The sequence below is a fragment of the Phocaeicola sartorii JCM 17136 = DSM 21941 genome, from assembly GCF_054653615.1.
This window is the reverse complement of record NZ_BAAIFW010000005.1, coordinates 2,761,318-2,784,061: the sequence shown is the minus strand read 5'-3', so window position 1 is coordinate 2,784,061 and position 22,744 is coordinate 2,761,318. Positions and strand designations below refer to the sequence as shown.

19 protein-coding genes are annotated in these 22,744 nt (G+C 45.2%); 4 read left to right on the top strand and 15 right to left on the bottom strand.

What is annotated here, in order from left to right; all coding sequences use genetic code 11:
* Positions 1–4 precede the first annotated feature (4 nt).
* From ACYQ0C_RS11825 to ACYQ0C_RS11815, 3 genes are read right to left on the bottom strand one after another with little or no spacing between them, the layout of a single operon-like run.
* A complete protein-coding gene (locus ACYQ0C_RS11825; protein ID WP_016277855.1) occupies positions 5–964 on the bottom strand; it encodes a cation diffusion facilitator family transporter in 960 nt (319 codons plus the stop codon).
* 60 nt (positions 965–1,024) lie between these two features.
* Complete coding sequence (locus ACYQ0C_RS11820; protein ID WP_016277854.1) at positions 1,025–1,201, bottom strand: hypothetical protein; 177 nt, start codon at positions 1,199–1,201, stop codon at positions 1,025–1,027.
* Positions 1,198–1,488 carry a hypothetical protein gene (locus tag ACYQ0C_RS11815; protein WP_016277853.1) on the bottom strand — a complete coding sequence of 97 codons (291 nt, stop codon included), beginning with the start codon at positions 1,486–1,488 and terminating at the stop codon, positions 1,198–1,200. Before ACYQ0C_RS11815 ends, ACYQ0C_RS11820 begins: the two co-directional genes overlap by 4 nt.
* A gap of 541 nt (positions 1,489–2,029) precedes the next feature.
* Between ACYQ0C_RS11815 and ACYQ0C_RS11810 the strand changes: the two genes are divergently transcribed.
* Together ACYQ0C_RS11810 and ACYQ0C_RS11805 are read left to right on the top strand one after the other, a co-directional pair.
* Positions 2,030–2,920 carry a YitT family protein gene (locus ACYQ0C_RS11810; protein ID WP_016277852.1) on the top strand — a complete coding sequence of 297 codons (891 nt, stop codon included), beginning with the start codon at positions 2,030–2,032 and terminating at the stop codon, positions 2,918–2,920.
* Between the two features lie 261 nt (positions 2,921–3,181).
* Entirely contained in the window at positions 3,182–4,615 is a 1,434-nt protein-coding gene (locus tag ACYQ0C_RS11805) for an aspartate ammonia-lyase (protein WP_016277851.1), read from the top strand.
* 95 nt (positions 4,616–4,710) lie between these two features.
* On the opposite strand, the gene ACYQ0C_RS11800 is transcribed toward ACYQ0C_RS11805, so the two are convergent.
* The 5 genes from ACYQ0C_RS11800 to ACYQ0C_RS11780 all read right to left on the bottom strand — a co-directional run bounded on the left by ACYQ0C_RS11800 (position 4,711) and on the right by ACYQ0C_RS11780 (position 12,027).
* A complete protein-coding gene (locus ACYQ0C_RS11800) occupies positions 4,711–5,121 on the bottom strand; it encodes a lipocalin-like domain-containing protein (protein ID WP_016277850.1) in 411 nt (136 codons plus the stop codon).
* A 30-nt stretch (positions 5,122–5,151) separates the two neighbouring features.
* Positions 5,152–6,639, bottom strand: coding sequence for a capsule assembly Wzi family protein (locus ACYQ0C_RS11795; RefSeq protein ID WP_016277849.1), 1,488 nt, complete (start codon positions 6,637–6,639; stop codon positions 5,152–5,154).
* A 198-nt stretch (positions 6,640–6,837) separates the two neighbouring features.
* Complete coding sequence (locus ACYQ0C_RS11790; RefSeq protein ID WP_025076946.1) at positions 6,838–9,069, bottom strand: S9 family peptidase; 2,232 nt, start codon at positions 9,067–9,069, stop codon at positions 6,838–6,840.
* A gap of 137 nt (positions 9,070–9,206) precedes the next feature.
* Positions 9,207–10,397: a C1 family peptidase gene (locus tag ACYQ0C_RS11785; RefSeq protein ID WP_016277847.1), complete on the bottom strand. Its 1,191-nt coding sequence runs from the start codon at positions 10,395–10,397 to the stop codon at positions 9,207–9,209.
* 31 nt (positions 10,398–10,428) lie between these two features.
* Positions 10,429–12,027 (bottom strand): dipeptidase, encoded by a 1,599-nt coding sequence (locus ACYQ0C_RS11780; protein WP_016277846.1) that lies wholly within the window; start codon positions 12,025–12,027, stop codon positions 10,429–10,431.
* Positions 12,028–12,170: 143 nt separating this feature from the next.
* Here ACYQ0C_RS11780 and ACYQ0C_RS11775 point away from each other — a divergent pair, with 143 nt between their 5' ends.
* The gene (locus ACYQ0C_RS11775; protein ID WP_016277845.1) at positions 12,171–12,749 is read left to right on the top strand and encodes a Crp/Fnr family transcriptional regulator; all 579 of its coding nucleotides are present in this window, start codon (positions 12,171–12,173) and stop codon (positions 12,747–12,749) included.
* On the opposite strand, the gene ACYQ0C_RS11770 is transcribed toward ACYQ0C_RS11775, so the two are convergent.
* The 7 genes from ACYQ0C_RS11770 to ACYQ0C_RS11740 form a co-directional block, all read right to left on the bottom strand.
* Complete coding sequence (locus tag ACYQ0C_RS11770; RefSeq protein WP_016277844.1) at positions 12,746–14,218, bottom strand: DUF3943 domain-containing protein; 1,473 nt, start codon at positions 14,216–14,218, stop codon at positions 12,746–12,748. The two genes, ACYQ0C_RS11775 and ACYQ0C_RS11770, sit on opposite strands and share 4 nt — an antisense overlap.
* Before the next feature lie 36 nt (positions 14,219–14,254).
* Entirely contained in the window at positions 14,255–15,640 is a 1,386-nt protein-coding gene (locus ACYQ0C_RS11765) for a hypothetical protein (RefSeq protein ID WP_025076945.1), read from the bottom strand.
* Between the two features lie 284 nt (positions 15,641–15,924).
* A complete protein-coding gene (locus ACYQ0C_RS11760) occupies positions 15,925–17,583 on the bottom strand; it encodes an AMP-binding protein (protein ID WP_016277842.1) in 1,659 nt (552 codons plus the stop codon).
* Positions 17,584–17,778: 195 nt separating this feature from the next.
* Positions 17,779–18,753 (bottom strand): dihydroorotate dehydrogenase-like protein, encoded by a 975-nt coding sequence (locus ACYQ0C_RS11755; protein ID WP_016277841.1) that lies wholly within the window; start codon positions 18,751–18,753, stop codon positions 17,779–17,781.
* 13 nt (positions 18,754–18,766) lie between these two features.
* Entirely contained in the window at positions 18,767–19,435 is a 669-nt protein-coding gene (locus tag ACYQ0C_RS11750) for a YggS family pyridoxal phosphate-dependent enzyme (protein WP_016277840.1), read from the bottom strand.
* A gap of 32 nt (positions 19,436–19,467) precedes the next feature.
* A complete protein-coding gene (locus ACYQ0C_RS11745; protein WP_005841540.1) occupies positions 19,468–19,950 on the bottom strand; it encodes a DUF4494 domain-containing protein in 483 nt (160 codons plus the stop codon).
* 190 nt (positions 19,951–20,140) lie between these two features.
* Positions 20,141–21,376 carry a hypothetical protein gene (locus ACYQ0C_RS11740; RefSeq protein WP_016277839.1) on the bottom strand — a complete coding sequence of 412 codons (1,236 nt, stop codon included), beginning with the start codon at positions 21,374–21,376 and terminating at the stop codon, positions 20,141–20,143.
* Positions 21,377–21,541: 165 nt separating this feature from the next.
* On the opposite strand from ACYQ0C_RS11740, the gene ACYQ0C_RS11735 reads away from it, so the two are divergent.
* A complete protein-coding gene (locus ACYQ0C_RS11735) occupies positions 21,542–22,744 on the top strand; it encodes a pyridoxal phosphate-dependent aminotransferase (RefSeq protein ID WP_005851630.1) in 1,203 nt (400 codons plus the stop codon).

Genomic DNA, 22,744 nt, shown 5'->3' with positions numbered 1-22,744 from the left:
TATATCAGTCCCTGTTTTCATTGACAATCAATGGGATATGCCCCTCGCAGCAATCGTGCCCTATCTGAAGGGTGCTGTGGTATATGCCGTATGCGGAAAGTATTTCTTGTATTTGTTTTCGCATCTCGTCCAGCTGCTCTATGCTGATTCCCTCTTTCACTTTGATGTGCGCTTCGAAATGAATTTGTTCTTCGTTGAGTTGCCACAGGTGCAGGTGATGTACATCGTGCACGCCTTCAAGAACTTCTATCTTTTGGATAATCATCGGGATGTCCACCCCTTCAGGAGCGGTTTGCATCAGGATGCTAACCGCTTCGTGTAATACGCCCCACGTATGATACAGGATGTACAGGCTGACCAGTGCCGTAATAAGCGGGTCCAGCCAAACAAGATCGTACAGCCAGATGGCAATTCCGCCGGCTATCACGGCCACGGACGAGAGTGTGTCGCCCAGCAGGTGCAGGTAGGCGGCACGGGTGTTCATGTTGTGCTCCTTTTCTTTTTGCAAAACCAGCACAGAGATAAGATTGGCCACCAGCCCTACGACAGCTACGATGAGCATCATTTTGCCCTGTATCTGTTCGGGATGCAGGCTACGTTCGTAAGCTTCTTTCAGTAGAAAGAGGCAGATAGCCATCAGCATGGAGGCATTGACAAAAGCAGCCAGAATTTCCGTACGCTTGTAACCGAAGGTGTGGCGCATGTCCGCCTGTTTGTTGCCTATGCGCCGGGCAATGTAGGCAAAGGCTATGGCCAAAGTGTCACCAAGATTGTGTACGGCATCAGAGAGCAGTGAAAGACTGTTCGAAAGAAGCCCGCCCACTATTTCCACTGCCGTAATCAAAGCGTTCAGCAGCGTAACGATGAGTAGTTTTTCACCTTTGGGAGGTACATGATGATGTTCATGACTCTGTTTTCTATGAGCATCTTGCTCATGACAGTGACAGGAATGAGATGTATGCATATCTTTTTTATTTATTCGATAGAATGAATGGTTGTTGAATACGGGGGCATCTGCCTGTGGTTAAGTTAACTCCGGTAAGTCTGATTGCAGGCTTTCGATATCGGGTGTGTTCAGATCTTCTTTGTGTAAGGCGGATTTCCGGCTTTGCGTAGTCCACGATTCTTCGCAGAGAAAAACTCCGTTGACTCCTTGTACAAGTGTAACTTCATCGTTACTGATAATGTTGGTGATACTCATATATTGATTATTTTTAGTTGTTCTGCCGGAATGGTACGGTGTTTCACTTCTTGCACTAAATGTAATGCCGCCTGGCAAGACTTGCCGCATCTGCCCATGCAGGCTTTGGGGGCGGAGTCGAGCAGAAGGTGGCTGAAACGCTTTTTCTCGGAGTCTGTTATAAAAGAGATCCGATTATTCACAATCGTACAGTCGTTTCCGCAGGGCTTGCATTCCAGACAGGAAGAAGTGCGGATGTATCCGTTTGTTTTCATCGGGTTGCTATGATGATTCAATTGTTCTGTCATACTGTAATCCTTATATATCCATGAGTCTTTTCCAGTCCTCGTAGAGAATTGGAGATACTGCCTGTAAAAGATTCAAGATCCTTTTCGGATCGTTCTTTATGCCGCACTACCTTTTTTTGTTTTTACCCGACAGGCTGTCCGTGTTGCCGCAGGCTGTCTTTTGCCGTTTGCATACGTCAGAATATCGTTTTTGTTTTTATTTGCAAAGTTCGTTATATGCGCCACTCTTTACAATACCTTGAAATGGGTATTTTTCAGCTGACGATTGGATGAGAGGCTGTTGAAGCGACCAAAAGCAACGTGAAATTTTAAATGCGGCAGGCTCAGTAAAGCCTTGTGGGGCTTTAAAAGGCTGATTTGCATTCATTGGAATCCAGTGGTTTTGTGACCTGTTACTAATTTATTGCTCTTTACGCCTTGGATATTAGTTAATTAAGCTTTTTCCATGGTTTTTGCTTGAAAAAATGTCACCTTTTAAGGCTAAGTGACTTAATCTTTTTGTACTTTTGCGGACAATATGATTTTATAAAGGAAAACTCACATGGATTCAGTCTTTATTACGACGCGTAGACAACGGATTATCAGAGAATTAAGAGACTATATGCTAATAGCTCTTGGCATGCTGATGTATGCTATCGGATGGACCGTCTTTTTGTTGCCCAATGACCTCCCTTCGGGTGCGGTACCGGGTATTGCTTCTATTGTTTATTGGGCTACTGGCTTGCCGGTTCAATATACCTATTTGGGAATTAATGGAGCATTGTTAATACTTTCTTTGATTATTCTGGGATGGAAGTTTAGTGTGAAAACCATTTATGCCGTATTTGTGCTGAGTTCTATTCTGCCTGTCATACAGGATTTGACGGGAGGGGAGTCTTTAATACATGACCAGCCTTTCATGGCTTGTGTCTTGGGGGCCTTTTTCTGTGGAGGCGGTATTGGTGTCGCTTTTTCTGCCAATGGCAGTACAGGAGGTACGGATATTATAGCCGCTATAGTCAATAAGTATCGTGATATTACTTTAGGCCGGGTTATATTGATGTGTGACTTGGTTATTATTTCTTCCAGTTATTTTGTGTTGCATGATTGGGAAAAGGTGGTATATGGATATGTTGTCTTGTTTATATCCAGTTTTGTATTGGATCAAGTGGTAAACAGTGCCCGTCAGTCAGTGCAGTTCTTTATCATTTCGAAGAAACATGAGGAAATAGGCCATCGCATAAATAAAGACCTGCATAGAGGAGTGACGTTTATTGACGGAGTGGGTTGTTATACCGGTGCGGGTGTGAAAATGATGTTCGTGCTGGCAAAAAAACGTGAATCTACTACCATATTCCGTTTGATAAAAGATATCGATCCGAATGCATTTGTATCACAAAGTGCCGTCATAGGTGTGTTTGGTGAAGGGTTTGATAGAATAAAGGTAAAATAGGGATCTTAAGTTAAAAAATAGAATAAAGGCGTTCTGGATGGACGCCTTTTTTTATGCCTGTTTTTCGAATGAACTCCAAAGAATATAAGACTTTGTTAACTGACCGAACTTTCATAATGTAAGTTTGTTGATGGTTTTATTGCAAAAATAAGTATGAAATAATATTTGAAAATTATATTAGAATATATTTTGATATCAAAATGTTAGTTTATACCTTTGCTGTATAAAATAAAAAATGATAAACCGATAAATAAACTTATTATGGAAACAAAACTTACAGAAGAAACCCGAGTAGAAAGTGATTTAATTGGTGCCCGTGAGATTCCGGCCAGTGCTTTGTATGGTGTGCAGACTCTTAGAGGCATAGAAAATTTCCCAATCAGCAAATTCCATCTCAATGAATATCCGTTGTTTATCAACGGCCTTGCCATCACAAAAATGGCAGCTGCAATGGCCAACTATGAGTTAGGTCTGCTGACTAAAGAACAAAAAGACGCCATTGTGTTGGCGTGCCAGGAAATCTTGAATGGTGAGCATCACGAACAGTTCCCTGTAGATATGATTCAAGGAGGTGCCGGCACTTCTACCAATATGAATGCCAATGAAGTCATCGCTAACCGTGCTTTGGAAATTATGGGGCATAAACGTGGCGAGTATCAATATTGCTCTCCTAATGACCATGTGAACTGCTCGCAATCAACCAATGACGCTTATCCCACTGCAATCCATATCGGTATGTATTATTCCCATCTTCGTTTTCTGCCTTATCTGGAATCGCTGATTGGTGCGTTCCATAAGAAAGGAGAAGAGTTTGCGCATATCATCAAGATGGGACGTACCCAGTTGGAAGATGCCGTACCTATGACCTTAGGTCAGACATTCAATGGTTTTGCCAGCATATTGAGAGATGAAATCCGCCACTTGAATGAGGCGGCGGCGGACTTCTTGACAGTAAATATGGGGGCTACGGCCATCGGTACCGGTATTTGCGCGGAGCCGGGCTATGCGGAGAAATGCGTGGCGGCATTGTGTGAAATTACAGGCTTTGAATTCAACTTGTCGGCAGACTTGGTGGGAGCTACTTCGGACACATCTTGCCTGGTGGGTTATGCCTCAGCTTTGAAAAGGGTAGCTGTTAAAGTAAATAAGATTTGTAATGACTTGCGTTTGCTGGCCAGCGGACCGCGCTGTGGTTTAGGGGAATTTAACCTTCCGGCCATGCAACCGGGTTCTTCCATTATGCCGGGCAAAGTGAATCCAGTGATTCCTGAGGTGATGAACCAGATTTGTTATAAGGTAATGGGTAATGAACTATGTGTGACTATGGCCGGCGAGGCTGCACAAATGGAACTGAACGCTATGGAGCCGGTGATGGCACAGTGTTGTTTTGAATCTGTAGATTTGATGATCAATGGTTTTGAAACCCTGCGTACACGTTGTGTGGAAGGTATTACAGCCAATGCGGAACGTTGCAAGATTGAGGTGCATAACAGCATTGGTGTAGTCACTGCATTGAATCCGATAATCGGTTATAAGAATTCTACAAAGATTGCAAAAGAAGCTTTGGAAACGGGCAGAAGTGTCTATGAGCTGGTTTTGGAACATGGGGTCTTGAACAAGGAAGAATTGGATACGATTCTAAGTCCGGAAAATATGTTGAAGCCGGTAAAACTGGATATAAAGCCTAGAAAATAAGTTTGTATCATTACAGATTATTCAGAGATAAAAGACTTGTTTCATGCAGCCGGCTTCATAAACCAATGTAGCCGGCTGCGTTTTATTGATGAACATTAGAACTTTCTGAATGTGAGACGTGCATAATCCGATTTCAGAATAAGTTTCTTTCCTGTTGCTTTTTCCACTTGAAGATGATTAATGGCTTGGTTGAGTCCGAAGGGCTTCAATTCATTCAGTGTCGTTAGTTTTTCTTCATCTCCACGGTGACGGAATTCACTCATGGTTATCTCATCTTCTTTATAAGAGAAACGTCCGATGTGAGTACCTCCATTTCCACCTTTGGCACTGATTTCCACTAAATGTAATTGGATACTATAATAAATGCGGTTACATTCCTCGACTTTCCCATCTGTATATTCTATAGTCATCAATTGCCATCTGCCATCTAGTTTGTCATTGATGGGAGCCTTGTCGCAACTGCTGATTTCCACTACAAGGAGTATGAATAATATGATTTGTCTCATGTGTTGATTGGGGATTGACGGTTAAAACTTTTATTTATAGCTTGATTTGATAATTCCTTGCTTGCGGATAACCAGCATTCCGCCATAGTTGTTTCCAAGCATACTGCCACGGTCCATAGCTCCGGATACAGTGAAGTTCCATCCTTTCAGCCGTTGTGGAGCATAAGTTACTTCAAACAAAGAATTGAATTGTTTTTTTATCTCATTCAGAGGATTGTCATAAGTGCCCCAGTGGCGGGAGTAGGAGAGCAGTACACGATACCCCAGCGAATGGCAGGGGGAACCGCTGAATCCTATATGATGCGCCAGTACACGATTACTGATAAAAGTAATTTGTCCGTTCTTGTTGTAAACAGGCCCGGGAAGCAGGGGGGTGCCTATTCCCATTCCCCAATGTTGCCATCCTTGATAAAGGTAATGGTTGTAGTAATTATCCTTGGCGCTGATTTGTTCTTCAAATTCGCCCCAGAATGAATCATACAGCATAGGTCCGGTCTGGTCTTTTGTTCCTAATCCTTCGTATACAAAAGTATTGATGAGGCGGTTTTTGGGAAAAGTTATTTCCACTCCGATGTGTCCGTCCTTCCAACGTCCGTATTGGAAAAACATTTGAGAGTGGTCATCGAAATAATGTTCGTAATAGACTTTTAACTTCCATTGGTTCAGGTAGGCTGTTGCGGCAAAGTTCCAGCTGCCGACATGGTTGCCGTAGATGTTTACTTGTTCGCCTTCAGGCGTAGTATCATCTCCGGCCATAGGAATCAACACGCGCATGAAGTCAACGAACCGGGTAGGCATATTGATTACAGGATCTTTTTGCCCGGCAATATATTGATCACCGCCAAACTGGGTGGCCATCTGTATTCCTCCTTCAAACTCTACCGGAAAATGATCTCGGTTTCCCACTTTGGCAAAGAGTGATTTACTGTGATAAAGTACATCAATGGCATATTTGTTTCCTATGGAAGTGAAATGTTCCTGCCATTTGTCATCAGTAAAACGCCCGTAGGCTATATGCCCTTTCAGATAAATCCATTTATGAGTACCCGGTATGGCTACGTACTCGGGCACTTCCAGACGCACTTGGGGAATGGGACGGGCATTATTTGACTCTACCATACCTCCACTGCTTAACTTGGGATTCTTTAGTTCGGGCAAGCGTTCTTTGCTGCCGATACTCAGATTCAACCAGTGGTAACTGAGGTCTGCATAGGCTTGTTGGATGATGAATGAAGAGGTGAAATTGTAGGCGGTTGCCAAATCCACTCCCGCACTGAAACAGAAATGCCGGTTTAATGACATCGTGTGTGCAATTCCCGCCCGTAAATAGCCATATTCGGTATTGACAGAAGACAGCCCTTGCCTGTTGGCGGTAAGCCACATCGGTGCATAGGCTCCTTTGCCCGATGTTCCTCCTGTCTCAACAGCATATTCTGTTTGGGCAGGGAGTTGGGCATGGATGTGCCGAGTCATGAATAATAAAGATAGTGGTAATAAGAATAGTTGTATTTTCCTCATCTAGTTTATATGTTTGGGTCTAGTGTAAAACTTGTTAAAACGAAGTTGGTTTGTCAGCCTGCCCTTCTGAACTTTATGAAAGATTTTACTTTACTAGTGTTCAGAGTGGCAGGCTGCACAATCATATCAGTAGTGTCTTAACATGTTTCATAACTATAAAACGATCCGGAATCATTTTATATCCGGAACTTTTGACTTTTATTTTCCTCCGGCAGGCAGGTTTTTCAACCAGTAATCAGCCATCGTCTTTCTCAGATGCAAACTGGTTCCCTCGCCTTCATAAATTCCGTGAGAACGCATGGGGTAAGAAATCTGTGAGAAAATCTTGCCGTGCCGTACCAGTTCATTGACCAGCATTTCACAATTCTGGTAATGGACATTATCATCTCCTGTACCGTGAATTAACAGCAAATTGCCTTTCAGTCCTGCTGCATACGAGATGGGAGACCCTTTGCGGTAACCCTCCGGATTATTTTGAGGAGTGTTCATGTAACGTTCTTGATATATCGTGTCATACAGACGCTGGTCTGCCACAAAAGCAATGGCAATGCCTGTGTGGAAAACATCGGGATAGCGGAACATACTGTTCAGCGTCTGGCTGCCTCCGCCACTCCAGCCGGTGATGCCGATACGTGTGGCGTCAATGAAAGAGTATTGACGTGCCAGGTCCTGGATGCCTCTTGCCTGATCTTCACTGGCAAAGGTTCCGACTTCTCCATAAATGCATTTGCGCCACTCGCGTCCGCGGGGGGCATTGGCTCCACGGTTCTCGATGCTGACAATGATGTATCCTTGGTTTGCCATGTACTGGTGCCATAAGCTTCCTCCACTCCATACATCCTGCACGGTGGCGTTGGCTGGTTCTCCATATACATCAATAATGACTGGATATTTTTTGTCAGGGTCAAAGTTGACGGGTTTGACCATCCATGCATCCAGTTCCAGTTCTCCCGAACGGGTCTTTACAAATTCTTTCGGTTGCAGTCCCAAGGCTTTGTATTGCTCTTTGGCTTTCGCATTGTCTGTAATCAGACGTACGCTTTTATGGCCGGGGAAAGACACCATGTCGATCACAGGGGGAGTTTCCGAGTTGCTGAACGTATGGACTGCCCATTTGCCGGATGGTGACATGATATAACGATGTTGTCCGCTTTGATCAACCGGGCTGAGCCGCTTCACTTCTCCATTGCCGAAAAGGCGTGCTTGGTAGAGATAACGCTGGGTGAAATTGTCGGGAGAGGCGATAAAGTACACCAGACCTTTATCCATATCCGCACCCACTTCCTGAATATAATCAAAGGCTCCTTGGGTGATGGGCTTGATTTCCTTGCCATCACGGCTTACACGATACAGATGGCGCCATCCGTCACGTTCGCTTTCCCAGGTGAAATACTTGTTCCCTTTCAGCCAACGCACATTGTCATTGGTTTCCAACCATGCGGCGTCTTGATCAGTAAAGATGTTGACGGGGTTATTTTCACCTATTTTTGCAATCCATACTTTATTGGTGTTTTGGGCACGGTTCATTTGCTGGATGAACAGTTCGTTACAGCCCGGAATGAATTCCATGCGGGGAATGTAGTGGTTACGTGCGTCACCGGGCAGATTCAGCCAGGTGGTGTTTCCACCGTCGGCGGATACGTAGCCTACTTTTACAGCGGAGTTCGCAGTTCCGGCTTTAGGGTAGGGAAAACGTTGGATTTTGGGATAAATGGAATCTACATTATTGATGATATCAAACCATCCCGTACCTTGGGTGTCGCTTTGCCAATAGGCTATGTATTGCCCGTCGGGACTCCAGCGGAAACCATCGCGGCAATTGAATTCCTCTTCGTACACCCAGTCGAATGTTCCGTTTACAATTTCATTATTCCCGTCCTGAGTTATCTGGTTGATTTTACCGTCGGCCAGATTCTCTACATAAATGTTGTTTTTGGAAACGTATGCCACCCGGCTGGCATCCGGCGAGAACTTGGCGAACATCAAGGTTGCTTCCGGCAAGTTTTTGCCCAATTGTTGCAGTTTGCCGTCTTTCAAACTTAGCACCCAGTAATCACCGCGGGTATCATAACGCCATACGCGACGGGTATTGGTGTAGATCAATACTTTGGAGTTATCCTCGCTGAATATGAAATTGCGGACAGGGATCGGTTTTCCTGTCTGTGGATTCAAAAGCAGCCGGGCAGGGATCAGCACTTCTTTGGAATTGTCCTTTGCTTTGTAGGCAGTGACTTCGTATGCCCCCTCGGCATTTTTCTCTATTTTGGAATAACGTTCGCCATCTTTCATCCAGCTCACGTTGCTTCCGCCTTCTGTCTTGATCAGTCCTCCGTATACAGCCTCCTCCAGTGTGGGGATGCGTTGCGCATGGGTTGTGGTTCCGAGACTGAACAAGCATAAGACTAATGCAAATAAGTTTTTTTTTGTCATCATAATCATAGATCTTTTACTAAAAAGACAAATGTCCATTTGAAAATGCCAGTATGTATTGGGATTCCGGTCCGGACATCTGTTTTCAAAAAAACGGGCGTCTATTTTAGAAAAACGGACGCCTGCTCTTTTCTTTTTTATTTGATTCCTAATTTTTGTTTGATAGCAGCCGGAATGGCATCTTTATGCACCATGAGGAAAATAGTCTTGGCACGCACATAGCTTTCGGACATATTCAGATAGCCGCCGAATGTATTACGTTCTGTACCCCAAGAGTTCTTGGTGATATAATATTTGGTTCCGTTCTGGTCTTTGGTGATGCCGGTAAGATGCATCAAGTGGTCATCGGTAGTAACAAATGCTTCATAACCTTCCTGACGGACTTCCGGAGTGACATTCACTTCGGGGCACGGCTTTTCAAACTTGTAGGCTTCCGCCAGCATCTCTCTTTGTTCTTTAGGGTCCATCTTTTCAAAACGTGCACGGTCGGAACCCGAAAGATCTTCCGCTTTCTTCACCACCGGATTGATGGCTACACCATTTTTGAATGAAAAGCCTCTTTCACTGACGTCACCGTCCCAACATACGGTATATCCGTGGGTCAAAGCATAGTCAGCGACTTCCATCATTTCGTCCAGCGGAAGATTGTACATTTGCTCATTTTCCCAATTGTCGGGTACTTCCGGAGAGAATTTCTGGTAATATGGTTTGTGGGTGAAACTAGTCAGTTCGATATAATCGTCCATGTTCAACCCCAAACTTTCAGCAAAAGATTTCGGAGTGTATTCTTTTCCTTTATAAGTGAACTTTTCAGGCAGTTCTCCCAGGTAAGTGTCGAAAAGGTTGTTGATCAGCTTGTAGTATTCCGGGCTGCGACGTTTCATCTTTACCGCCGTACTTCCTAAGGCGTTGATGTATTTCACCATTTCGCCATGACTATGTTTCTCCGAGTTATAATTGATTCCGTGATATACTTCCTCGGGTACGATGCCCACTTGGTTGAAGGCATTCTTCCACGTGTGTGAAAGGCTTCCTTGTCCTAAATTCCCATTGCCTCCCCGATAATAGTTGTCTTCCAGTTGGTTCAAGTACTTTTGGCGTACAATGAACATTTCAGAAAGGTCATATTCCCCCTTGCCCATACGGAGCAGTTCGGATTCCATGAACGAAGTGGTGGCGAAGCACCAGCAAGTTCCGGTAGAAGCCTGATTTTTGACAGGAGTTGCTTTCTGTGATGCGACAGTTGTGAATTTGTAACCGCTTTCTTGTGCATACATGGCTGATGCGCAGCATAGCAATGCGGCTAGTGTGAATACTTTTGTTTTCATAAGTTTGTTTTTAATATGATAAGGTTGACAATTAAAAGCCGAAGCGTGATTCAATCCAATATTGGTTTGCCATTTCGTCCCAACGAAGAATGGTGGCACCGATAAAGTCTGTCGTATAGTCTGTGAGATAAGTACGGGCGGCTTCTTCTCCTTTGGATTGAAGGATGCTTTGGTATTGTGTTTCCACAAATGGAAGTTCACGTTGCCCTTTTTCTTCGAAATGACGGATATTCTTTTCCATTACTTTGCGGGTCGCTCCCCATCTTACAGCAGCCAGTTTGTTGGCGCGGCGGTAGTGCCATAAGGCGGCATCATCGCGGTAGCGGTGGTTACCGCAGATTTTATACATAGCAGGGAAATCAGTAATGCCACAGAATACCGGAACGCGCGGGCTTTGTCCGGGATTGTCCATAGAGAACCATACCACACCACCTACAGCGTCGGGAAGCCAGCCACGTAACTGGATGACTGTAGAATAAGCGCATTGCGGAACGGCGATATTGCGTACTGATTTCACAACTCCCTTTTTAATTCCGTTCAGCATATTCAGTTCATCGCCACGCATCCACGGATTGGCTTTCGGGCTGATAATGGTGTCTACTTTTCCGGTTTTCCTATCTTTTACCGTAACTTTCAGATTCTGTGTCATATCCAGCGGCGTTCCTTCGTATGTCTCCCGGAGCAATGCCATAACATCTGTTACGGATACTTGCTTGTCGGGTTTTACACTGATAGGCAGTTCTTCTGCCTCATAATCAAGCTTCAAGGAAGGTGCCAGTGCATTCAGAATAAAGTGCTCGCGGGTGCTGAAGGATTTCAGTTGACCGGAATAATTCTTTCCGCTATAGGCTTTCCAGAATTTAAAAGGCTCTTTCCCGTCCCAATACCCTAACTTTTTGGCCACGTCAAATACATTTTCGGAAGCCATATAATGATCGGGATCTTTCAAATTGAGCGTACTGATGCGTGAGATATTGGCAGATACACCTACATGATCATCCGGAATACGGACTGCCGCCCATACTCCGCCAATTTTATCTTTTCCTTCTCCAAAAACTTCGAAATGCCATACTTCATTGGGGTCGGCGATGGTCAGGCACTCGCCGCTGTCGCCATAACCATATTGTTTTACGAGATCTCCCATCAGGCGGATAGCCTCACGGGCTGTTGTACAACGTTGTAATGCCACGCGCTGCAATTCTTCAATCATAAACATGCCTTTGGGGTTTTCCAGATCCCTGCGTCCGCTTACGGTCGTTTCACCTATGCCCAGTTGCTTTTCGTTGATACAAGGGTAGGATGTATCCATGAAAGCGTATGTTTTTCGTACTTGTGGTATTTGTCCTTTGATTTTTACATTGGTCTGGTCGGCTGCAAATTCGGTATGCATACGGCCATCGTAAATATTCATGACTGTGTCCCTTTCATAGCTTTCTGCCGGAACCATGTTTACCCAAGTTCGGTACCAGCTGTCGCATGTGTGACTGGTTATAACTGATCCGTCGGTAGTTGCTTTCTTTCCTACCATAATGCTAGTACAGCTTTCCGGATCCTTCGTGTAATTTGTTTGGGCTGTGACACTTTGTGTCATGACTAAACCCAGGATTGTTAAAGAGGCTAGTAGTTTCATAAAGGTCGTTATATTACTATTACGTTTCAAAAGTATATAAAAAAAACTATTATTCAGAACATTATCGGCTTAATTTTGTTATTTATACCGTTTTATTCGGCCTTTTTTTGTATTTTTGCAAAAAATACAAAAATTGGGAGCACATGACAACTAGTATAGACATAGCTAGAAGGATAGCAGAAGTTAACCATCCTCTCAGTAGAGAAAGTGTTCACGCATTAGCCGAAATCTTAGTTTGTAAAAAATATCGTAAAGGGGAGATTGTTTTGCAGGCCGGTGAGGTTTGTAAAGCGATGTTGTTTATAGAGAAAGGGATGCTCAGACAATTTTATTATAAGTATGATAAAGATCTGACAGAACATATCGGTTATGAGAACGGAATGATAATTTGCATAGAGAGTTATTTTAAACAGGAACCCACCCGCCTGATGGTAGAGACATTGGAAACCTCTGTGGTGTGGGAACTGCCCCGTGTGGAAGTTGAGAAGCTGATAGATCAATATCGTGATATAGAGCGGCTTTATCGCGGCTTTATCGAGCATTCTTTGATAGAGTCTCAGATAAAGGCGGACACGCTTCGTTTTGAACCGGCTCATAAACGCTATGACAAGCTGTTGCAACTTCATCCCGAAATATTGAAGCGTGCACCTCTTGTGTACATCGCTTCATTATTACAGATGACTCCCGAAACCTTGAGCCGTGTCCGCTCTTCATTGCTTTAGAATTGATAAATCAATCCTAGCCGGGTCTCGAAGGTCTTGTATTTTATGTCCTCATGGTAGGAATAATGTGTGTGGCGGTAGTAATAGGACACTTCCATATTTGCTTTGAAGTGTGAACTTAGATTCAGTTCGATTATAGGATTTACCACAGCGAGCATTACATTTCCTTTGTCTCCTTGTGCATTCAGATAAAGCGGGTTTACCGTTTCCAAATCCTTATGCTCGTATCCTTTCCAGGTAAAAATCTGGTAAAGATGCATATTCAGTGCGAACATGCCGTAACGGCCGAAGTCCAGAATAGTATTGTTCTTGATGCTGTATCCGCTTCCCATGTTGTAATTGCGGTCTATTACGTTGTAATAGTCGGTAAGGCTTCCACCCAGCAGAATGGCACTCAGGAATACACGTTGTTCCAAATTTACCAGACTGTTCATTTGGGGGAATTTGTAAATCATACCCGGTCCCACACTGGCAGCTTCCGAAATCTTGTAAGGGATACGCCCCGATCCGTCAATCACTTCCTCGGAATCAAAATAGTTGAAGTGCTGGAAGATACCGAACATCATTTCCATGCCGGTAGTGGTTTTCAAGGGAACTCCCCATAACTTCCCCATCAGGTTGATCTGACTGATGAGAGGTTGGTTTCCGGAAAGGCCGAAAGTGGCCCGTGCGGTGAAGTAATCGTATGGGCCGTCGTTCACTTTATCGAAAGCGTCTCCGTATTGTATCCGGAATTCGAGGTAGGGATTGTGCTCTCCACGAAACAGGTGATTGTCATCGGCCAGGTAACGGTCGCCGGCGCCTATGGAAAAGTATACCGGAATGCGGTCGTAGTCGTGGTATTTGTAATGCGAACGCTTTACTTTCCACATCTCGCCGGTTATCATCCGGTTCAATCCCCGCATGGGGCAGATCAGGGTTCCCAGAAACTCGCGGGTGAAACGTGAGAAGCCATGCTTGGAATCGTCCAGCACCAGGGAAGACATACGGTGCGTTACTTCTCCCAGGGCGATACCGCCCAAGGTGGTAGCCATCAGGTCATTGATGGCAGGAGGCTCCACTTCTGCGGCTATTTCCCACATCAGGCTTCCTGCAAAGGCGTATGGGGCCGATTCCCAAAAAGTCAGTCCGTTGCTGCGTGCTGCATTGAAATAAAGATTCCCGTGATAGGGGTGGGCGAACAGATTGGTGGAGAACTGGTCGTTATCCCATACAAAACCATGCTTGATATTGCGCCGTATGCTGCCGATGCTGATTTTGGCAAAGTCTTCGTTCATTACATAACGGTCGAATGCCCATACTCCGACATTCATGCCGAAAGTCTCGGCGGCGGCACGCCAAGGATGCTTTTTTTGCAGGCGGGGATCTGTGAATGTATAAATGGAATCGGGACGATGCAGTATTTGAGCTGTGGCACTTTCGGCACTTAATGCCAGCAGGCAGACTAATGCGATATGCTGTAGTTTCATACTGTATGAATTAGTTTATACTCGTGTGACGGCTGTTTAAAATAAGATAACACCTGCTTCGAAAATAGGTTTCTTCTCGTAGAACTTATTTTTATCATAATAGCGTGTCATGCCGTAACCACCCGATGCAAAGAAACTGATCTTGGATTTGAATTTATATTCCAGATTGATGCGGGCCTGTAATGAATACATACGTTCCGGCGTTTCCGCATCTTCATTCTCGAAATTTTCTACGTGGAAATAGCCTAAGTCACCGCTTAGTTCCAGTTTGGGGGCGATGGGATAGTAAAGACCGGCACGATAGAACACACAGCCCGAAAACTTGTCATTCAAATCCAGATAGTGTGTACCGATACCCAGCATGGTATAACTCCAGCGGTTTTTAAAACGCACGGCGGCATTCAGTTTGCTGGTGTTGCCTGCATACAGCATCATCTGGATACGGGTCTTAGGGGTGATATTCACCAAACCTAGTTTATGGGCGGTAGTATCCTTGCTATGGTTGATGATTCCTATTTGTATCCCTTTTACATTTCCGCCACACAGGTTGAGCAGACCGATTTGCGCGCCGCTTACTTCTCCGGCGTAGTTGCCGGGAGCGAACTGCACACCGCGCAGCTTGCCTTGACACACATTGGTCAGTCCTGAGAATTGCAGGGCGTTTTCCGTCTTGACGGCGATATTTACCGCGCCACACAGCTGCAAGCCTCTGATTTCTCCGGCAGCGATGTTGCTGATGGCGGAGAACTGCATACCATTCACGTTTACACCTACATTGCCAATGGCTGAAACTTGGGCACCTTTGGCTTCTCCGCCACTGATATTGAGCAGGGTGGATACTTGCGCTCCGTTCAGTTTCTCGGCAGATACGTTCATCAGTCCGCCGACGGCGATACCGTTTTGTGATTTTCCGGCAATGTTGGCCAAGCCGGCTATCTGAACCCCTTGGGCTTCGCTGCCGGCCAGATTCATCAGACCGCCGATGGTAACCCCTCTCGATATTTTTCCGGCAATGTTGCCTAATCCGGAAAATTGTATGCCGTTGGCTTTTCCTCCGGCCACATTCATCAGCCCGCTGAGCATGATTCCATTGGCGTTGCTCCCGGCCACATTGGCAATCCCTTCCAGTTGGAAACCGGAGGCGTGACGTCCGGTAATGCTGGCCAGGCCGGAGATCTGGAAGCCTGTCATGTCTTTTTGCACAACGCTGGACACGGCGTTGATGCCGATTCCTTTCAGTTGATAGATATTTGTAAGCAGACCGATATTCAGATAAGTGGTTTTGACACTGTCTTTCTTCGCGGAAATGTTCAAGGAGATGTTGGGTCCCTTTTTAAGCTTGTCCTTTTTCTGGGCAAAAGCAGGAGTTGACATACCTGCACAATATCCTAAGAGAAGCATTGCTGCTATACGCACATTCATTTTCATACATTTTTAGTTTCTTGGGTACAAATGTAATAAAAATGTAGATATAAGGGGGAATTATGAGGAGAATTGATTGGGGGGAAAGAGTAAAATTGCACTTGGTGTGTGAAGAATGGCAAGTTTATATGTTTTGTATTGTCTCCCTTGCATGTATCGTGATCCAACTGCCTATATATACGGAGGTATAATCTGTAACCTATATAATGTATAGCCTGCAACATCTATAATCTTCAGGCTTATACATTATATATGTTGCAGGCAGGTTCTTTTTCTGTCAAGCGTTATTTTACTTCTTGATACAAGAAACGCTTGATGCTCTTTTTAGGTGTTTTCTCGAACTCTTCCGGATAGATTTTCACACGGGCTATCTGTGAATATGCAGGAAGTTCTGTATTCAGGTTGATGCGGTTCTCTTCCATAGCCTGTGCTATCGCATCGTTATCCATTCCATGAGCAAAGGCATCGTCGAAATCGGGATAAACCAAGGCTGCCAGTCTGCTGTCTGCCTGCTGTATGATAATACTTTCCGAGACGAACGGCATGTTATTCAGTTTATCTTCAATCTCTTCCGGATAAATGTTCTGTCCCGACGGGCCTAACAGCATATTTTTGCTGCGCCCCTTTATGGTAACGTTGCCTTCCGCGTCTATAACACCCAGGTCGCCGGTATGCAACCATCCGTCCTTGTCTATCACTTCGGCGGTAGCTTCGGGATTCTTGTAATAGCCCAGCATCACATTAGGCCCTTTGCACACGATTTCACCTACTATATTTTCGGGGTCGGGACTCAATACCCTGACTTCCATACGGGGAGCCGCCTTTCCGCAAGAACCCATCTTGAAATATTTCCAATCCTCATAACAGATAATCGGGGCACATTCGGTCATGCCATATCCCACGGTATAAGGAAAATCTATGCTCTTCAGGAACTGTTCTATTTCTTGATTGAAGGCAGCGCCTCCGACAATAATTTCATAGAAATTGCCTCCGAAAGCATTAATCATCTGTTCACGGACTGTGGCCTTGATTTTATCATTGATGATAGGGACTTTCAGCAAAATCTTCATAGCCGGAGTCTCCAGTTTGGGCAGTACGTTCTTCTTGATGATTTTCTCAATAATCAATGGAACGGCCACTACCAGATTGGGTTTCACCTCGGAAAAGGCCTGGAAGATGATTTTCGGACTGGGAGTACGGGTCAGGAAATAAATATGACATCCCACGCAGAATTCATAAAGGAACTCGAAAGCCAGTCCGTACATGTGTGCCATAGGGAGCATGGAAACCAGCTTGTCACCCGGATTCATTTTCAAGACATCGAAAGCGAACTGGGTATTCGACCATAATGCGCGGTAAGGAATCATCACTCCTTTGGAATAACTGGTGGTGCCGGAGGTGTAATTGATCACGGCCAGTTCTTCCGGTGTGTCCCGGCGGTAGCTGACGTGTTCCCGGCGGAAATTGCGCGGATATTTCTTTCCGAACAGCTCGTTCAGGTGATCGCGTGCATAGTCCAACTTGGAACTGCGGGACACTAACAACGTGTAGTCATTCATCAAGATGACTCCTTCTAGCAGTGGCATGGCGTTTTCATTCAGATTCTCCCATACCATATCGCCTACCATCAGCAGGCGTGCTTCGGAATGATTGACTATATTATGAATGTTGTCCGATTTGAATTCGTGAAGAATGGGGACAATGATCGCTCCGTAGGTGACGGCAGCCAGGAAAGTAACCCCCCAATGGGAACTGTTGCGGCCACAGACTGCTATCTTGTCTCCTTGCTTGATGCCGCTTAACTCAAAAATGATGTGTAGCTTTTCTATTTTGCGGGCTACATCTTTATATTGTAATGTGGCACCTTTATAATCTGTCAGGGCATCCAAATCCCAGTTTTTCTTTATGCTGTCTTCCAGGAAGGCAATAAAACTCTGCTCCATTGTATAACTCTTTTTGTTTATATTTGCACAAACATTAATCAAATGTGCAAATATAAGACTTTCTTTGGAGCATACAAATTAAACTGGAGGAAAAAATAGTGATTAGTGGTTAATGGTTAGTGATTAGTGAGTTGCGCTGTGATGCCGCATGGACATTAATCACTAACCACTAATCACTAACCGCTCCACTTCATCCTACTCTTTACTGCTGAAATATTTCATGAACTGTGTACGTTCGAACGGATTGCTGGCTCCGGTGGACAGTGCGTTCATCGAGCTCTTGAACTCGCTGATGTTTTTGTGTCCCTGACGGTCCATCCATTGAGTCAGTTCATTTGTCATATCTGCAATGGCCTCATTGCCTTTTTGGTAGATGACGCTGCACAGTTCTACGGCCGAAGCGCCTGCCAGAATTGCTTTGACAATCGCTTTTCCATCGTGCACACCACCCGAGATAGCGTAATCTATCTGGGGCACTTGTGCCGAAGCGATAGCCGTCCAGCGCAATCCGTTGGACAAATCGGCAGGAGTGCTGAACACATCGCCTGCAGAATAGGTCATGGTGTCAATGTTGATATCCGGCTGATAGAAGCGGTTGAACAATACCACTGCATTGGCTCCGTTGGCATAAAGCTGGTTGATTAATGCGATGGGGTTGGTCAGGTTGCTGCCCAGTTTCACAATGACGGGGATGGAAACCTGTTTTTTGATGCTGCTTACGATATCAATGTGGCGTTGTTCGAAAGAACCGCATTGATATTCTTTTTCGGTCTGCAGGGAAAGAATGTTGATTTCCAGTGCGTCGGCGCCTGCTGCTTCCACGGTACGGGCAAAGTCCGTCCATTCTGAGTTACTGAAGCAGTTGATGCTGGCAATGACAGGAATGGTGCAAAGTTTTTTAGTCTGTTCAATCAATGAAATATATTCGTTCAGAGCATGAGAGCGTACGTATGTGCTCAAGTAGTCATCTCCTTCGGGAGAACCGTATGTAGCCATGTGATGTGCTTCCATCATGATCTGTTCTTCGAAAACAGATTTCAAGACAATGGCTCCGGCGCCTGCCAGTTCCAGTTTCTTGTTCTTCTCAGCGCTGTTTGTAAGGCTGGAACTGCTGATGATAATAGGATTGCGCAGTGACAACCCGGCAAAGGTGGTTTTTAATTGAGTCATATAAATAGTAGTTTTAATAGTTTCGTTCTCCAAAGATCCTGCTTCCTACTCTGACCAGCGTACTTCCAGCTTCCACCGCCAGCGGATAATCGTGTGACATCCCCATGGAAATTTCCTTGAAGTATGCTGAATCAGCAAAATAGCTCTGCCTGATTTCTTTGAAGAATGTATTTAAGGAACAAAATTCTCTTTTGATTTGTTCGTCGTCATCCACATTGGTCGCCATGCCCATCACTCCTGACAGACGGACGTTTTTCAGCTCCTTCCATCTGCCTGCATTCAGCATTTCTCTGCACTCGTCAAAGGAGAAACCGAATTTTGTTTCCTCTTGGGCGATATGTATCTGCAATAAACAAGGGATGACGCGATGGACTTTGGCGGCTTGTTTATTGACTTCGGCCAATAATTTATACGAGTCAATGGCATGTATCATAGCTACATAGGGAGCCATGTATTTGACTTTGTTCGTTTGCAGGTGGCCGATGAAATGCCATTCAATGTCTTTGGGCAGCGTTTCATATTTCTGAGTCATTTCCTGCACGTGGCTCTCACCGAAAATACGCTGACCGGCGGCATACGCCTCTTCCAATGCCTCGTTGGGATGGAATTTGGACACGGCCACCAGACGGACACCCGCAGGCAGTTCGGAAAGAACTTCTTTTAAGTTTGCTTGAATGCTCATTATTGTTATACTTTCTATTTCTTAATCAGACTTTATTCGGTTTTTCCGGCATCCGGAAATTCAGGTTTTACATCCGGCTCGGCTTCGTATGGATAAACATCCATGATGGCGGTTTCGGCTACGGATGCAATCACGTAGTCTGCCATTGTGCCTTTCATTCCTTCGTCCAGTTTCTTGACAGCGTCGCGAAGGTCGGAAGCTTGTACCAGTACGGTAGTGGAGGTCTTTTTCTCTGCTCCGCTTTTTTCGTCCAGCGTGATGAAGAACAGCTTGCACTTAAACCAGCGGTCGGCCGCATCTTCTTCAGAGGGGAACAGCTCGCTGTAGTTGGCGCGTTTGATGTCCGAAACCGTGAACTCACCGCTGATATACGGAGTGATTTCTTCAATAATACGTGCTTCTGCCTCAGTAAAGCTCAGCGCGTCAACCAAATAGGGTTCCGTTACTTTCTTGTTCATGCCGTTTTCCATGACTTTTTCGTAACGTATCTTACATTCAAACCAAGTATGCATCATAAAAGTTTATTGTTTTATTGAATATTAAATTGGATACAAAGATACAATTTATTTAATCTTCGTCTTCAATTTTACTTAAATTCTTCATGCTTTCTGATAGGAAACAAGGGACTCGGACTTTCGGCTGTGAGGTTTGATATCTATTCTTTTACCTTCCCTCTGCTGATGCCGGCTCTGTCAGTCTCATTTTTTATTCTACTAGTTTGCAGCTGTTCAATTGCATGAACTCATGAATCACCTTCTCATGATCTCCCATTAATATAATGTGATGGTTGCCCAAAGGATTACGCATAAAGTAGTCTACGGGTTTGTCCAGTTTGATTCTCACCTGCGTGCGGCAGGCATTGATATAGTTGGTGTTCTCTATCAGCTGGCCGGTGGATACGAAATACTCGTCCAGGCATTCTCCGGCGCATTTTATCATCGTGATGCCTCCCGGATGCAGAATACCCTGTATGGCTATCCCGCTTTCCGTCTCAAAATGATTCCGGATGATAAACCGGTCCACCATTTGGGTGGCAATCGTACAATGGGCTACCACTATTTCGTTCAGGTCGTCATTGATGAATGCCGGGTTGGCCATAAATCCTGCCTGTCCGGTCAGGGTTTTGGCGATGAGCAGGGTGAAAATGGATTGCAAGTCTCCTTCACATCCGGCCGGAATGCCATCGTCGTTCAGCAAGGCAAGCGCCAGGCATCCGGTAGTTCCTAATTTCTCAATCAGTGAGAAGCAGGAGAGGGTCACTGCATCCAGCTTTTTCTTCTCACAGATAATTTTCACCGCCCGGTAAAGCCGCATGGCTTTCAGCAGGTCTTCCGGAGTCCCTTCCCGGCAGGCAATGGCACGGTTGGCGAATACGGACGCCTCATATCCTATATCATCATCCTTTATCTGATAAAACAGGCAGTACACCTCCTCCATGGGGATATCAATGAATTCCACTCCCCAGCGGCGCTTGGCAAGCAGATAATCTACATTGCTGGCCACCAGCCATGGGGAAGAATATCCCACCACTCCGATTCGTTTCCCTCTCACTTCTCGCTGGGCGGCAAAAGCCTTGTGGTGGTCTATCAGTTGCTTCACCATGTTGGGGATGGTGCCGTGGATGATATGTACTTTCATCCCTTTGTTGCGTATCCATGTGGCGATTTCCAAGGAAGCGGCCAGTGAATTTTGCTGTCCGTCGGTCAGCAGATGGATAGGATAGGGAAGTAGCTCGAAGTGCTGTGTGACTATCTTTTCTACTCCGCCCGAAGCGATGAAAGCCATACGGTAGGCATCTGCCGGAATACTTGCAGCCTCTGTATAAGGTACCAGATGAAGCGTGAAAAACTTCTCGATTTCCACAAATAAATCTTTATGGCAATCATATACAGATTCAATTCTGTTCAAGGCGGACTGGAATGTTATCAGGTATAGATTCATTTGTTATTTTGCTTTGTTTTACTGGAACAAACTTACATGTTTTTTTTTAATAACCCTAAAAAATGCGCATTAAGATAACAAAGATTTAAATTCTTAATTAATTGTTTGCTCGGTTGGTTGCGAAAGTCTATCTTTGCACTTCGATTAAATAATTTTTATAACATTATGCCAATAATATCCATCAGAGGAAACGAGATGCCCGCATCGCCAATTCGCAAATTGGCACCGCTGGCCGATGCTGCAAAACAGAGAGGAATTCATGTCTATCACCTGAATATCGGTCAGCCCGACCTGCCCACTCCGCGAGCGGCCCTTGATGCGATTCGTAATATTGACCGTACCGTTTTGGAATATAGTCCCAGCCAGGGATACCGCAGTTACCGCGAGAAACTGGTGGGTTATTATAAAAAGTATGATATCAATTTATCTGCTGATGATATCATCATCACTACCGGAGGCTCGGAGGCGGTGCTGTTCGCTTTTCTGAGTTGTCTGAATCCGGGGGATGAGATCATTGTGCCGGAGCCTGCCTACGCCAACTATATGGCATTTGCCATTTCGGCCGGAGCTGTGATCCGCACGGTGACGACTACCATAGAGGAAGGGTTCTCCCTGCCGAAAGTGGAGAAGTTCGAGGAGTTGATAAACGAACGCACAAAAGCTATTCTGATTTGTAATCCGAATAATCCGACCGGTTACCTGTATACCCGTCGCGAGATGAACCAGATTCGTGACATGGTGAAGAAGTATGATCTCTATCTGTTTTCGGATGAAGTTTACCGCGAGTTTATCTATACCGGCTCTCCTTATATTTCTGCCTGTCACTTGGAAGGTATCGAAGAAAATGTGGTGCTGATTGACTCGGTGTCCAAGCGTTATTCCGAATGTGGTATCCGTATCGGTGCGTTGATTACCAAGAATAAGGAAGTGAGAAATGCCGTCATGAAATTCTGCCAGGCACGTCTGAGTCCTCCTTTGATCGGTCAGATTGCTGCCGAGGCTTCATTGGATGCCCCCGAAGAATACACACGCGAGACGTATGACGAATACGTGGAACGCCGTAAGTGCCTGATTGATGGGTTGAACCGCATTCCGGGCGTTTATTCACCCATACCGATGGGAGCCTTCTATACGGTTGCCAAATTGCCGGTGGACGACAGTGAAAAGTTCTGTGCATGGTGTCTGTCGGAATTCAACTATGAGGGCGAAACGGTCATGATGGCTCCGGCTGCCGGATTCTATACCACTCCGGGTGCGGGCCGCAACGAGGTGCGTATTGCCTACGTGTTGAAGAAAGAGGATCTGGTCCGTGCGCTGTTCGTACTGCGTAAGGCATTGGAAGCATATCCCGGAAGAGTGGAAGACTGA

What these genes read in the sequence shown, in the direction of transcription:
- ACYQ0C_RS11825 (WP_016277855.1), bottom strand. Translation starts at nt 964, where the DNA reads ATGCATACATCTCATTCCTGTCACTGTCATGAGCAAGATGCTCATAGA.
- ACYQ0C_RS11785 (WP_016277847.1), bottom strand. Translation starts at nt 10,397, where the DNA reads ATGAAAACAAAAGTATTCACACTAGCCGCATTGCTATGCTGCGCATCA.
- ACYQ0C_RS11810 (WP_016277852.1), top strand. Translation starts at nt 2,030, where the DNA reads ATGGATTCAGTCTTTATTACGACGCGTAGACAACGGATTATCAGAGAA.
- ACYQ0C_RS11800 (WP_016277850.1), bottom strand. Translation starts at nt 5,121, where the DNA reads ATGAGACAAATCATATTATTCATACTCCTTGTAGTGGAAATCAGCAGT.
- ACYQ0C_RS11770 (WP_016277844.1), bottom strand. Translation starts at nt 14,218, where the DNA reads ATGAAACTACAGCATATCGCATTAGTCTGCCTGCTGGCATTAAGTGCC.
- ACYQ0C_RS11755 (WP_016277841.1), bottom strand. Translation starts at nt 18,753, where the DNA reads ATGACTCAATTAAAAACCACCTTTGCCGGGTTGTCACTGCGCAATCCT.
- ACYQ0C_RS11740 (WP_016277839.1), bottom strand. Translation starts at nt 21,376, where the DNA reads ATGAATCTATACCTGATAACATTCCAGTCCGCCTTGAACAGAATTGAA.
- ACYQ0C_RS11815 (WP_016277853.1), bottom strand. Translation starts at nt 1,488, where the DNA reads ATGACAGAACAATTGAATCATCATAGCAACCCGATGAAAACAAACGGA.
- ACYQ0C_RS11795 (WP_016277849.1), bottom strand. Translation starts at nt 6,639, where the DNA reads ATGAGGAAAATACAACTATTCTTATTACCACTATCTTTATTATTCATG.
- ACYQ0C_RS11745 (WP_005841540.1), bottom strand. Translation starts at nt 19,950, where the DNA reads ATGATGCATACTTGGTTTGAATGTAAGATACGTTACGAAAAAGTCATG.
- ACYQ0C_RS11775 (WP_016277845.1), top strand. Translation starts at nt 12,171, where the DNA reads ATGACAACTAGTATAGACATAGCTAGAAGGATAGCAGAAGTTAACCAT.
- ACYQ0C_RS11780 (WP_016277846.1), bottom strand. Translation starts at nt 12,027, where the DNA reads ATGAAACTACTAGCCTCTTTAACAATCCTGGGTTTAGTCATGACACAA.
- ACYQ0C_RS11735 (WP_005851630.1), top strand. Translation starts at nt 21,542, where the DNA reads ATGCCAATAATATCCATCAGAGGAAACGAGATGCCCGCATCGCCAATT.
- ACYQ0C_RS11750 (WP_016277840.1), bottom strand. Translation starts at nt 19,435, where the DNA reads ATGAGCATTCAAGCAAACTTAAAAGAAGTTCTTTCCGAACTGCCTGCG.
- ACYQ0C_RS11790 (WP_025076946.1), bottom strand. Translation starts at nt 9,069, where the DNA reads ATGACAAAAAAAAACTTATTTGCATTAGTCTTATGCTTGTTCAGTCTC.
- ACYQ0C_RS11805 (WP_016277851.1), top strand. Translation starts at nt 3,182, where the DNA reads ATGGAAACAAAACTTACAGAAGAAACCCGAGTAGAAAGTGATTTAATT.
- ACYQ0C_RS11760 (WP_016277842.1), bottom strand. Translation starts at nt 17,583, where the DNA reads ATGGAGCAGAGTTTTATTGCCTTCCTGGAAGACAGCATAAAGAAAAAC.
- ACYQ0C_RS11765 (WP_025076945.1), bottom strand. Translation starts at nt 15,640, where the DNA reads ATGAATGTGCGTATAGCAGCAATGCTTCTCTTAGGATATTGTGCAGGT.
- ACYQ0C_RS11820 (WP_016277854.1), bottom strand. Translation starts at nt 1,201, where the DNA reads ATGAGTATCACCAACATTATCAGTAACGATGAAGTTACACTTGTACAA.